The organism is Paracoccus sp. (in: a-proteobacteria) (assembly GCF_046462195.1).
Lineage (GTDB): Bacteria > Pseudomonadota > Alphaproteobacteria > Rhodobacterales > Rhodobacteraceae > Paracoccus.
In genome coordinates, this window is record NZ_JBKGUN010000286.1 from 1 (window position 1) to 11,417 (window position 11,417).

General features: G+C 63.9%; 18 protein-coding genes. All 18 read right to left on the reverse strand.

Annotated features, from left to right (window positions below):
* Positions 1–648, reverse strand: a 648-nt coding sequence (locus tag ACLHHB_RS17155) for a DUF2163 domain-containing protein (protein WP_410219497.1), incomplete at its 3' end; no start/stop codon positions are given.
* Complete coding sequence (locus ACLHHB_RS17160; RefSeq protein ID WP_410219498.1) at positions 645–1,277, reverse strand: TIGR02217 family protein; 633 nt, start codon at positions 1,275–1,277, stop codon at positions 645–647. The genes ACLHHB_RS17160 and ACLHHB_RS17155, both read right to left, overlap by 4 nt.
* Before the next feature lie 13 nt (positions 1,278–1,290).
* Entirely contained in the window at positions 1,291–1,947 is a 657-nt protein-coding gene (locus tag ACLHHB_RS17165) for a phage tail tape measure protein (RefSeq protein WP_410219499.1), read from the reverse strand.
* A complete protein-coding gene (locus tag ACLHHB_RS17170; protein WP_410219500.1) occupies positions 1,934–2,179 on the reverse strand; it encodes a rcc01693 family protein in 246 nt (81 codons plus the stop codon). The genes ACLHHB_RS17165 and ACLHHB_RS17170 overlap by 14 nt, the downstream gene beginning before the upstream one ends.
* A complete protein-coding gene (locus ACLHHB_RS17175; RefSeq protein ID WP_410219501.1) occupies positions 2,176–2,490 on the reverse strand; it encodes a gene transfer agent family protein in 315 nt (104 codons plus the stop codon). The genes ACLHHB_RS17170 and ACLHHB_RS17175 overlap by 4 nt, the downstream gene beginning before the upstream one ends.
* Complete coding sequence (locus ACLHHB_RS17180; RefSeq protein ID WP_410219502.1) at positions 2,490–2,903, reverse strand: phage major tail protein, TP901-1 family; 414 nt, start codon at positions 2,901–2,903, stop codon at positions 2,490–2,492. Before ACLHHB_RS17180 ends, ACLHHB_RS17175 begins: the two co-directional genes overlap by 1 nt.
* A gap of 12 nt (positions 2,904–2,915) precedes the next feature.
* The gene (locus tag ACLHHB_RS17185; protein WP_410219503.1) at positions 2,916–3,335 is read right to left on the reverse strand and encodes a DUF3168 domain-containing protein; all 420 of its coding nucleotides are present in this window, start codon (positions 3,333–3,335) and stop codon (positions 2,916–2,918) included.
* Positions 3,332–3,670 carry a head-tail adaptor protein gene (locus ACLHHB_RS17190; protein ID WP_410219504.1) on the reverse strand — a complete coding sequence of 113 codons (339 nt, stop codon included), beginning with the start codon at positions 3,668–3,670 and terminating at the stop codon, positions 3,332–3,334. The genes ACLHHB_RS17185 and ACLHHB_RS17190 overlap by 4 nt, the downstream gene beginning before the upstream one ends.
* A complete protein-coding gene (locus tag ACLHHB_RS17195; protein ID WP_410219505.1) occupies positions 3,670–4,323 on the reverse strand; it encodes a hypothetical protein in 654 nt (217 codons plus the stop codon). The genes ACLHHB_RS17190 and ACLHHB_RS17195 overlap by 1 nt, the downstream gene beginning before the upstream one ends.
* 148 nt (positions 4,324–4,471) lie before the next feature.
* Entirely contained in the window at positions 4,472–5,635 is a 1,164-nt protein-coding gene (locus tag ACLHHB_RS17200; RefSeq protein WP_410219506.1) for a phage major capsid protein, read from the reverse strand.
* Positions 5,636–5,740: 105 nt separating this feature from the next.
* Positions 5,741–6,271 carry an HK97 family phage prohead protease gene (locus ACLHHB_RS17205; RefSeq protein ID WP_410219507.1) on the reverse strand — a complete coding sequence of 177 codons (531 nt, stop codon included), beginning with the start codon at positions 6,269–6,271 and terminating at the stop codon, positions 5,741–5,743.
* A gap of 3 nt (positions 6,272–6,274) precedes the next feature.
* Positions 6,275–6,505: a hypothetical protein gene (locus ACLHHB_RS17210; RefSeq protein WP_410219508.1), complete on the reverse strand. Its 231-nt coding sequence runs from the start codon at positions 6,503–6,505 to the stop codon at positions 6,275–6,277.
* 3 nt (positions 6,506–6,508) lie between these two features.
* On the reverse strand, positions 6,509–7,693 hold the full coding sequence (locus ACLHHB_RS17215; RefSeq protein WP_410219509.1) for a phage portal protein: 1,185 nt from the start codon (positions 7,691–7,693) through the stop codon (positions 6,509–6,511).
* An 84-nt stretch (positions 7,694–7,777) separates the two neighbouring features.
* Positions 7,778–9,040 carry a DNA-packaging protein gene (locus ACLHHB_RS17220; protein ID WP_410219510.1) on the reverse strand — a complete coding sequence of 421 codons (1,263 nt, stop codon included), beginning with the start codon at positions 9,038–9,040 and terminating at the stop codon, positions 7,778–7,780.
* Positions 9,041–9,074: 34 nt separating this feature from the next.
* Positions 9,075–9,398, reverse strand: a complete 324-nt coding sequence (locus ACLHHB_RS17225) for a permease (protein ID WP_410219511.1) — start codon at positions 9,396–9,398, stop codon at positions 9,075–9,077.
* A gap of 335 nt (positions 9,399–9,733) precedes the next feature.
* Entirely contained in the window at positions 9,734–10,372 is a 639-nt protein-coding gene (locus tag ACLHHB_RS17230; protein ID WP_410219512.1) for a phosphoribosylanthranilate isomerase, read from the reverse strand.
* A gap of 4 nt (positions 10,373–10,376) precedes the next feature.
* Positions 10,377–10,775, reverse strand: coding sequence for a LapA family protein (locus ACLHHB_RS17235; RefSeq protein ID WP_410219513.1), 399 nt, complete (start codon positions 10,773–10,775; stop codon positions 10,377–10,379).
* A gap of 57 nt (positions 10,776–10,832) precedes the next feature.
* The gene (gene ihfB / locus ACLHHB_RS17240; protein WP_410219514.1) at positions 10,833–11,117 is read right to left on the reverse strand and encodes an integration host factor subunit beta; all 285 of its coding nucleotides are present in this window, start codon (positions 11,115–11,117) and stop codon (positions 10,833–10,835) included.
* Positions 11,118–11,417: the final 300 nt, after the last annotated feature.

The following is an 11,417-nucleotide window of genomic DNA, read 5'->3' on the forward strand; positions in this document are numbered from 1 at the left end:
CAGGACGCGGTGCCCATTGGGACGCACGCTGTCGTTCTTGATGGTCCCGTGCAGACCTTCGGCTGCGCCTGACAACACCTCGATCCGCCCATGTTCGAACCAGTTCGACGCAAAATCCGGAAAACCGGCAAAAGTCAGGATGCGCCCTTCATCCAGCCGTTCGATGGCACGCTCCAAGGATCGACCCGATGCCGCAAGGTCCACCTTGCAAGTCTTGTCCCCCAACCGCGCACTGCAGCGCGGATGATAGACACGGCCTTGTGGCGCATTCAAAGGTTCGGACAAGCCACGCAATTCTGCACGGAAGGCACCATTGACCCGCGACACTTCGCCCAGCGATCCCCGAAAGATCAGCCGCCGCTGCGCCACGTCCGACCAATCCACCTCCCAAAGGTGCAATTCAGCCGCATCCCACCGGCCCGCCATCAGGTCGCGCTCATTGATGGCGTCATCGCTCAGCGCACCGCTGGCTTCCGAGTTGTCGACCGAAAGGCCTGTCGCCTGCACCAGCGCACGCGCCGTCAGTCCGCGATCCGGGCGGAAGGTCACATCTTCGAATTTCAATGGGCGATCGTGATCGGTAAAACCCAGTGTCATCCCGTCCGCGCGCCGCACAGACCAGGCGCGTGCAACCGTTGTCGTGGTCATACCCTCACCTCCACGACCGGGATGTCGGGCACTTGGCCCGCCTGAAAAGTGGCGACGGAAACGGCAATCCGGTCGGTGTCAAAACGCACCGGCACGTCGAACTCGTAGCCTGCCGTGATGTCGGCACCGACCTCAGGCGCTTGGTTGAAGGTGATCCGGCCCTGCCGATGATCGACGACATAGTTGAGATTGGGGAACATTTCGTTTCCGCCAATTCCGGCCCGGACCGTACCGTCGACCGGCTTGGCAATCGGCCGGCGATAGATCGAGGCACCCGATCGATAGGCCTTCGTCAGCGCAAAGCTGCGGGTCTGGCCATCGCCCACCGCAATGACCTGATCGCCAAAGGCGGGGGCTTTGGAGGGCAGACAACTCTTGTGATCCGACCAGTCCTTCCAGCGAAACCCGTGCAATTGGCCTGCCCGGGCCTCGAAAAAGGCAATAACCGCGGCCAGATCATCCAGTGAGCGTAAGCCCATGCCCGCATCGTAACGACGGCGCGCATGCGCCCAGGGAGTATTGCGCTCTTCGAACCCGCTGGCCATTGCAACAATCTCGGTACGTCGCTCCGGACCGCCGATCGCCCCAAAGGACAGGCTTGCCGGGAATCTTACTTCGTGAAAGGCCATCGCATGCCTCCTTTCAACTGTTGCGGTCACCGCGCGCCAGTACGCGCGACATCTGTGCGGCAATCTGTGCCTGGCTGCGTTGAAAGCCGGCGACATCGGGCGTCTGGATGTTGAAGGTCACGTTGACCGCACTGCCCCCGCCTCCCGAGGACACCACGCCCAGCTTGCCATCTGGTCCGCGCTGCAGCGGCATGACCGCCTCGGGTCCTGCCTCGCCCATGAGGCCCTGACCGCCCCGCATGGCAAAACCGGTCGGGCCGCCAACAATGCCGCCGGACACCGATGTCTGGCGCCCCTGCAAAAATGCACCGCCCTTGGCGAAAGGCGTCAGCTGCGTGCCGAGCACTCCTCCGAACAATCCGGCAATGCCACCGCCCAATGCACTCTCGACCGGCTTCATGGCCATGGCATAGACCGTGTCGGCCAAAGAACGCCCAATCGTCTTCAAGGCATCGGAAAGCCGGCCGCCATCAAGAACCAGACCGTCTATAGCCCGCCCGACTCCGCGCTCTAATCCGGCACTCAACGTCCCTGCCTCGCGCGCGGTCATCGACATGGACTGCCGCAGGCGAACCAGTTCTGACTGAAATTCGCTGCTCATCCTTGCGTTGCGCGCGAGATCCTCCTCCAGGCGGTCCAGCATCGGACCTGTATCGTCACTCGTCGCCATCTTGATCGTTCCTTGTTGTTGGCTGCTGCCCGCCCATGGGGTTGGGCGCATCGGGATATCGCGCGGCCAGTTCCGCCAGCCGATTCCGCCCCATGCGTGCTGGCATGGCTGCTATGCCCAGCATCAAGGCAAGCTCGGCTGGGGTCAGTGACCAGAACTGGTCAGGATGCAGACGCAGGTCCCGCATCCCGGCACGCATCAGCCCCGCCCAATCCAAGCCGGTGCCTTTCATTCCACGCCTTGAAAGGCCAATGCCAGAAGCCGCGCCGCAGCCCGCGCGGCCTCCAACGGACCTCCCTCTATCTGGACCGCGACCAGGTCCTCGGCCGTGCCTGTCCATCCGCCCCCGCGCAATCCGGCGACCAGAACCGCCAGAATATCGCGGCTTGCGAACTGGCCCGCATCCAGGCGTGACACCAGCCCAGCCAGCCCCGTCTCGCCCAACTGCGCCTCCAGTTCTGCCAACGCACCCAAGGTCAGCCGCGCGACACGGGCCTGCCCGTCCAGGACAAGCGCCACCTCACCGCGCATGGGATTTGCCATCACAGCGCCACAAAGGTCAGCGCACCGGCAGACGCCAGCGACAGTTCATAGGTGGCTTCGCCATCATGCGTTCCTGCATATTCCAACGACGTGATCTGGAACGGGCCTTCGACACGGCCAAAATCGGGAATGATGACCTGGAAACGCGGCACCTCCCCATCAAAGAACACCTGCCGCGCGCGGCCGTCGCTGGACGCATCCCGAAAAACCCCTGCGCCCGAGATCGATGCGCTTCGCACGCCCGCTCCGCGCAGCAGCTCGCGCCAGCCTCCCTCGCTTTCCATGCTGGTCACATCCACCGTCTCCGCATTGAAAGACAGCCGCGTGGCTCTCAATCCTGCCACCGTCTCGAACGTGCCGTTGCCGGTCATGTCCATCTTGATCAAAAGATCGCGTCCGTTCTGTATTGCCATGGTCCTGTCTCCTCAGATCAAATCAATGCGCGCGCGAAAGGTCAGATCGACCTGGCGTGCAGCGCCGCTTTTCACCCGCCGGGCCGATGCCTTCAGGAACCACAGTCCCGCCAGTTGCCCGCGCGTCAGCGCAAGGCTTCCTGCCTCCAAGGCATCAGCAACGGCAGCCGCCGCGGTCTTGACGGCACCAAAGCCTGCCCCGGCCTCACTACCTGACAGGACCGAGACCACGAAATCGTGCCGCGATCCGCGTGCGCTGACATCGCTGGCGTCGCGTACCTCCTCCGCACCCAGTGCCACGAACACCCCGCTCGGGGCGTCGACGGGCATCGCGTCAAAGATTGCGTCGCCCACCAACGCGGCCAGCGCTGCGTCCTCACGCAAATGCTGGTACACAGCCGCCTGCAGCGCCGCTCCCGCCCCATAACTCATGCTTGTTCCTCCTCACGGGCAAAGCAGTCCAGAAAACGTCCCGACGCATCGCGCTCGGCCACGGCTTCGATCAGGAAGCGCCTCGCTCCCAGGCAAAACCGCTGCCCGGACCGGGGCCGCCGAGGATCACCCACAGGCGACCCGCGCACCATGATGCGCCACTGGACGACGCTGACCAGGCCGGTGCCGCCGCCCTGTTCGCGTCCTGAACGAGCCTCCATTGCTGCCCACAGCCACCCCAGCTGCCGCCAGGCAGTGCGATAGCCACCCATCCCGTCGTCACTGCGCTCGGATATCTCCAGCGCCAGCCGAATGTTCGTTTCAGGCACCGCCATCACCGCCACTCCCGGTGCCCGCGGCCCGCAAGAGTGCGGACTGCCCGCCACTTTTCGATCAGCGCACTCACCCCGAATGGCAGCACCTGCCGCGCGTCGCTCTGACTGCGGTCATCGTAGTACCGTGCCGCCAGCAGTATGACGGCTTGCGCCAAGTCAGCCGGCACAGCGGCCCAGGTATCGCCGAAACCCGCCACAAAGGTCACCGTCACGCTGCCCAGCCGCGGAACATGCGGCAGCACGACACCCGCAGGCAGGATCACCGGACGCTGAGCATCAGGGAACAAGCGCCAGCTGTCACGCGGCAGCATGGTTGACAAACCTGCGCCGTCCTCGATGCGGATCTCCTCGACCGCATGCACGGGCGCCAGAGGCAGAGGCTGGCCCAACCTGTCGCGCCAGTCGTCCAGTTGCATCCGAAAGCGCCGCTTCAGCAGAACCTTCCCCGTCCGCCCTTCGATCGTGGCAATGGCGGCGCGTAGGAAACCCACCAGAGCGGCTGTTTCGGCAGAGTCGTCCGGCCCTTCAAACCCGACGGCCAAACGCAAGTGCCCGCGCAGGGCGGCCACCGGCAGCGCCTCTGCCGCAGGCACCGTTTCCTCTATCAGCATCATCTTGCGAACCTCCCGTCCTGCCGTCCGCATGTTCCACATGGCCCGTGACCCTCGGGTCCCGGACCTGCCATTTCGGCCTTCGGAAAAAGGGGCGCGGCCGCATCCAGCCATCAGCGCGCGCGGACAGTTGCTAAGCCGGGATGACCGGCAGCAGACGCGCCCCTTCCTCACCCGATCTCCTTAGAGATCAGGCGAACCTGAGCAGCTTGACGGCACGGAAATCCGTGACGCCGCCGCCGACACGCTTGGTGGCATAGAACAGCACATGCGGTTTGGCGCTGAACGGGTCGCGCAGAACGCGCAGGTCGGGACGCTCGGCAATCGTATAGGCTGCACGGAAGTCACCGAATGCCACTGCAAAGGCATTCAGCGCCATGTCGGGCATATCCTCGCTGATCATCACGGGATATCCCAGCAGTTGCGGCACTTGGCCCACGCTCAGCGGATCGCTCCACAGGAAGCGGCCGTCCGCATCCTTCATCTTGCGCACCCGCGCCGCGGTTTTCGAGTTCATCAGGAACGATGCATTCGTCCGGTACTCCGCGCCCAGGGCATAGATAAGGTCGATAAGGCAGTCCATCGGTGCCGCCGCTGCGAAATCACCCGCAGCGCCGGTCGTGACAAAGCCGATCTGCATGGTCGTGGCAGTGGCATTGGCCACTGTCGGATAGGACAGGATCCCGCGCGGCTTATCGACGCCGTCGCCCCGAATGAAGGCACCCGCCTCAGCACGGGCAAACTTGTCCGCAATCCGCTCGGCCAGCCATCCTTCGACATCGAACGCAGCGTCATCCAGCAGGCGCTGGCTGGCCTTGGGCATGGCCGACAGTTCATGAACCGGGATCGAGATGCGGTCCAAGCCCGCGTTCCCGGTTTCTGCGGCGGCGACTTCAGTGGCCCAGCCCGCGCCCATCTCCCCTTTCTCGACCAGCACCTCATAGACCGAGCTTTCGATCGTCACGACATTGGCCAGCCGGCGCAGCGAAGCGCCGGAATGCAGCACGTTCTGAACCGTCTCGGCAACCTTGGGGGCAGCGAGGAAACCGCCGTCGCTGGCCACGGACATGGCCTTCTCCTCGATCACCAGCCCGCGCAGCCCGTCATCGTCACCACTGCGAAGATAAGCGTTGAATGCTTTCTGATGGGGCACCTCGACCTCGGCCGTGGCGGACAAAGGGGCCCGGCCCCGGATGGCGGTCTTGCGGTCGATCATAGTCATGCGCTCTTCCTGTGCACTCAATTTTGTCTGGATATCTTCACGAAAGCCTTTGAGTTCCTTTACAAAACCCGTCATGGCTCCTTTCAGGTCGGCGGACATGTCCCCGCCGCCCGCGGCCTTCACCTCGGTCATGGTCTTCTCCTCGTCGCGATGATCGGGGCCGCGCCCCTGTTGCCAGGCCGCCCGCAGGCAACCCGAACCCTTGGATGGAACACGCCTCCGGCGCGTCCCGAAAAATCAGCGGTCACGCAGGACCTCGCTTGCCTGCAAGAACAGCGCCGCCATGTCGCGCAGATCGTCGTTTTCCTTGCGACCGACCTTGGCCTCCGGAAGCATCGGGAAGGTCACCAGCGACACCTCCCAAAGCTCGACTTCCGCCAGGACGCGCTTTCCGTTCTTGTCGCGCTCTGCGCGGATGGTGCGGTAGCCGATGGACAGCCCGTCGATGGCCCCCGCCTGGATCAGCGCCGCCGCCTCTCGGGCCTGCGCCACTTCGGGCAGCAGCCGCCCCTTGACCCACAGGCCCTGAGCGTCCTCGCGGACCTCATCCCACACACCGATCGGACGGGTCGGGTCGTGCTGCCACAACATGCGCACCTTGTCGCCCTTGGCGGCCAGACGCGCCAGCGAGGCTGAAAACGCTCCCGGCAGCACTGAATCACCCCCTTGATCGGTCAGGCCGAAAAGGCTGGCGTAACCTTCGATCAGCTGCCCTTCCGTCAGGACAGGCGCCCCGCCCACAAACTTTACTTCAAGCCCCGGAACCATTCTTCAGCCTCCTTTTGGCGCAAACTCCAGTATTCCTTGGACAGCCTGCGTCAGGATCACGGCCACAACGCCGTAAACCGTCATCCACAGTCGCCGCTCCAACCCTTCGATCATGGCCTCGATCCGTTCCAGCCGCTTCTCGACCTGACCGAATTGCAGCGCCATGATCCGCTCCTGCGCTTCAAAGCGCTGGTCGTGCCACAGGCCGTCCCTGACGAAACGCGACCCTTCCATGGCTCATGCTCCGTCCAGCGGCGGCAGCCCCAAAAGCGCGCGTTTCTCGGCGTCGGTCAGGAAACCCGCCGCCGCGATGCGGGCCCATTGCTGGTTCCGCTCTTCCGCCAAGGCGGGGATCTGGTCCGGATCAGGCCGCAACTCGACCTCCGCCCCCAGATGCTCGGACAGCCACCATGCGACCGACGCTGCCACCCGCGTCACTAGGGGCAGGACCGTCAGCCGATAGAAGGCCCGGTGAGACTCGGCATAGTTGGCATAAGTCGCGTCACCAGGGATCCCGAGCAGCATGGGCGGCACGCCAAAAGCCAGCGCAATCTCGCGTGCCGCCGACAGCTTGGTTTCATGGAACTCCATGTCCGAAGGGCTGAAGCCCATGGGCCGCCAGTCAAGACCGCCCTCCAACAGCATCGGGCGACCCGCGTTGCGCGCGCCCTGATGGTTCATCTCGATCTCGCTCACCAGCCGGTCATACTGCTCCGGGCTCAGCGTACCGTGACCATCCATTCCCTTGTAGACGATCGCACCGCTCGGCCGGGCTGCATTGTCCAGCAGCGCCTTCGACCAGGCCGAGGCACTGTTGTGGACGTCCAGCGCCACCGCCGCCGCCTGCATGGGCGACAGGCCATAATGGTCATCCTGCGGATGAAAGCTCTTGATGTGGCAGATCGGGTCTGGGCTTCCGCTCATGTCGAACTGATGCTTGCGCCCCCCGACAGAATACTCATACGCTACGGGCCAGCCATCGGATCCGGGCACGATGCTCATCCGGTCGGCCCGCAGAACGTGCAGTTCTTCCGGCAATCCGGTTGCCTCAAGCCCCACGGCCTCCAGATAGCCGTTGCCCGACAGCAGGATCTGCCCGAGCAGGGCTTCGAACAGTTCCGCCCGTCCCTGTCCCGGATTGGGTCGCCGCAGCAGGTCCAGGATCGGGTGCACATCGTAATGCCGCTCGCGATCCGCACAAACCAGGGGCACCGCCGCCGCAGCCTCGGCAATCAGCTTGACGCTGCGAAAGCCGATGGGATTGCCGATGAACCCGCCCCGCGTCAGGCTGCCCGTATCCCGTGCCGACCAGACCGGCCGCCCCGACCCGCTCGCGAAGGCCACAACCCGGCCCGTCGCACTAACCTTTCTTTCCGGCGCGGGGGCAGATTTCTCCTCCCGCGAAAACAATCGAAACGCCATGCTCGCCTCCATGCCTCGGCCATGCAAAAAGGCCGCCCCTTGGGACGGCCCTCTTTTTCTTGAAATTATGTTGCAAATGTCCTGCTACAGGACCCGCATCTGCGGCCGCCGCCAGCTCGCCGCCGGCTCGATCATCAGCTCGTGAATGGCCCAGACCAATGCATCCAGTCTATCTGGGCTGCCGCGCCCCTCAAATCCGCGCACGGTCATCTGGCACATCTGATCCTCCAGCGGCCCCAAAGATCCCTGCCGCAGATGTTTCACGCGCCCTTGCTCGTACAACGCTGCCACAGGCTCGGCCCGCAACCCCTTCCCGCGCGAGGCACGCAGCGCCTTGAACGGCACCAGCGGGTCCAGCTGGCGGATGACGCTCTCCACCAGATCGCCGCCCTGGTTCACCTCGGCCACCAGCTTTTCGGCCCCGTGCCGGTCCATGGCCGCAATCGCGGCCCGAGCCCAGTCCGTGGGTCCGCCCCGCACGCTCGCATCCTCCAGCACATAGGCACGCCAATCCCTCGGCTCGCCCTGCATCACCACTCCGGCCACGACAATCCCGCATTCGTCGCTCGCCTGTCCCCCCGTCACCGAGGGATCAACCGCCACAACGATCCGGTCCAGCTTCGGTACGGTGCCGGTACGCGCGGTTTCCAGCATCGCCGTCGTCCACAGCGCGCCTTCGATGTCGTCCAGCAGCACGCCGTCCAGCTCCTGGCGCCCAAGACGCGTGCCGCCATAACGCGTTTCGACCTCCGCAAGAAAACTTTCCGCCAGATAGGCACGGTTCGCATCCGTCGGCGCATGCGTCACCACAGTCGAGGCATTGCCTAGAATCCGCTTCAGGACGCCCACGTTCCGCGGCGTGGTTGTGACGACCTGCTGAGGATGCTCGCCCAGCCGCAGCGCGAACTGCAGCATGTCCCACACATCCTCGGCTTTCTTCCACTTTGCCAACTCGTCCACCCAGGCCGCATCGAATTGCGGCCCGCGCAGCGCCTCAGGCTCATGCGCCGAATAAACCGTCGCTGTCGCTCCATTGGCCCAGACCAGACGCCGCCGTCCCGCTTCCCAGACCGGTCGCCGATCCGGAGGCGAACACGCCAGAATACCGCTCTCACCGAACACCATCACCTCGCGCACTTGGTCAAAGGTTTCCCCGACCAGCGCCACACGATGGCACTGCCCGGGCGCCGCGGCGGTCGGGCCTTCGACCATCCGCCGCACCCATTCGGACCCGGCACGGGTCTTGCCCGCCCCGCGTCCGCCCATGATCACCCATGACTTCCAGTCGCCTTCCGGCGGCAACTGGTGGGGCAGCGCCCAGAACTCGAACAACCAGGGCAGGCTCATCAAGGCATTTTCGGAAACCCCGCTCAGAAAGTCCTCAACTTCCTCCGGCGCGGCGGAGGCAAGCCAACCGGCGCCCAATTTCGTTTCTTGCGGCGTCAAGGTCGAGGCTGCCTCCTCCGACCCCACCCGCGATGTCCTTGCGAAGTTTGTCAACCTTGTTCCTTTCCGCCATCAGCAACTGGACGGCCTCTCGAACCGTTTTCGCGGTATCCATGGCTTTCTTCAGCTTTGCCGGGTCCACCTCACCCGACTTCGCCGTCTCAAGCTCGGCCTGATGCCCCCGAAGATCCTTCACGTAATCCCAGAACAGCCAGCGCAGGACGTCGATCTCGTCCTCGTCCTCGGCGATCTCGGGCACCGCAAGCCCTGCCTTTTCAGGCAGTGATCCGGCCACGAAAGGTCCTTCGGATTTTCCGACCCCGCCCCAATCCATATCGTTCATGCAAAGCGCCCCGCCTCGTGTCCTGTCCGCACGAGCCAAGAAACAAAAAAGCGGCCCAAGGTTTCCCCCGGCCGCTTACCCATTTCTCCCAGCATGTAGAAGTTCTACTTCAGGCCGTTCGCCAAGTCAAACCCTAAACTCAAAGTTGCACGGACATTTGACTTAAACGTTTATTATCAATGAACTGGCATCCGCAACACACGCTGCGAACGCCGCGCAACACCCCCATTCGAACACCGAATCCTTCCGGATCATCGACGACCTGCTGCTGCAACAAAGGCGTGGATCAACTCCACGTTCTTCTGGCCCGCACCCGATTCCACGCCGGAACTGACATCCACCATGGTCGCGCCGGTCAGCCGCACAGCCTCGGCCACGTTCTCTGCCGTCAGCCCCCCTGCCAGCATCCAGGGGCGCAACCAGCGCCGCCCCACCAGCAGACGCCAGTCAAAGGCTAACCCGTTGCCACCGGGCAGTTCCGCGCCTTTCGGTGCCTTGGCATCCACCAGCAGCATGTCCGCAACCAGCCCGTAATCCGTCAACTGCGACAGATCATCGGGCCCTCGGATCCCCACGGCCTTCATGACCGGCAGCCCGGTCAGAGCCTTTACTTCGGTGACCCGCTCGGGGCTCTCCGAACCGTGCAGCTGGATCACATCCAGCGGCATCACCTCCAGCACCTCACGCAGCAGGGCATCATCGGGATCGACGAACAGCCCCACCCTGGCTACGCCCACCGGCACATTCGCCGATATCTCGGCCGCCTCGCTTGCACTCACGGCACGCGGTGACTTGGGAAAAAAGACAAATCCCAGATACCGCGCGCCCGCCTCGATGGCCGCGTCGATATGCGCCACCTCCTTCAACCCGCAGATCTTGACGTCAGCCATCGGATCAGCGGGTTGCGGGCAACTGGTTGCCCGAAGGCGCAGGACGTGCGGGAGTGGCCGGCTCTTCCAGAATCGCCAGGACGTCATCGCGCGGTGCCGCATGGCGGTCGCGCAGATGACCCACCTCATGCTCCAACCGACCGACTTCGGCACTGCGCAGCCGCGCCTCGCGGCGGTAATTCGCCTCGCGCATCCATTCCCAGATCAGGCCCGCCAGCATCCCAAGGGCAAACGCCATGAAGACCACCAGGAACAGCGGCACCGTGACGGACCATGTTCCGCCAAGGAACTGGCCCAGATTGGCCGGGAACAGGGCCAGCGTCACGGCCTCCCGGTTCGCAAGGGCAATGCCCACCAGCAACAGCGCCAGCAGAACAACAAAGATCAGACGGAGGAAGCGCATGGGCGAGAATCCTTGACTTGTTCGGCCCGTGACCAGGGCAGGGTCCAGTTACGACATTCAGACGTCGCCATTCAACCTGTCTCGCAACAGCTTGCCGGTCTTGAAGAACGGAACATGTTTTTCATCAACATCGACCGCCTCTCCCGTCCTGGGATTCCGGCCGGTCCGCGAATCGCGCTTCTTGACCGAGAACGCGCCAAAGCCGCGCAGTTCAACCCGATCGCCGCGCGCCATGGCATCGATGATCTCTTCAAAGACGGTGTTGACGATCCGCTCGACATCGCGGCGGAACAGGTGAGGATTGTCGTCTGAAATTTGCTGGATCAGTTCGGACCGGATCATGCTTTCCCCCAAATGGACGGGTCTTCTTGCCGCTGCCATATGGCCGGACGGTCTGCAGGACGACCATTGCCGCCCCTTGGATGTGTTAACGCCCGACACAAGTTACTGGTTTCACAGCGTTGCCAGCTTTGCCATGACCGTGCAAGCAGGTTGCGGAACCGGTCCCGCCGCAGACCATGAAAAAACCCGCCCCGGACGAACCGGGGCGGGCAAGGCAAAATCCGCAGGAACGGATCAGGAGTTGCGGTTCAGCGCCGCACCCAGGATGTCGCCCAGCGACGCGCCCGAATCCGAGCTGCC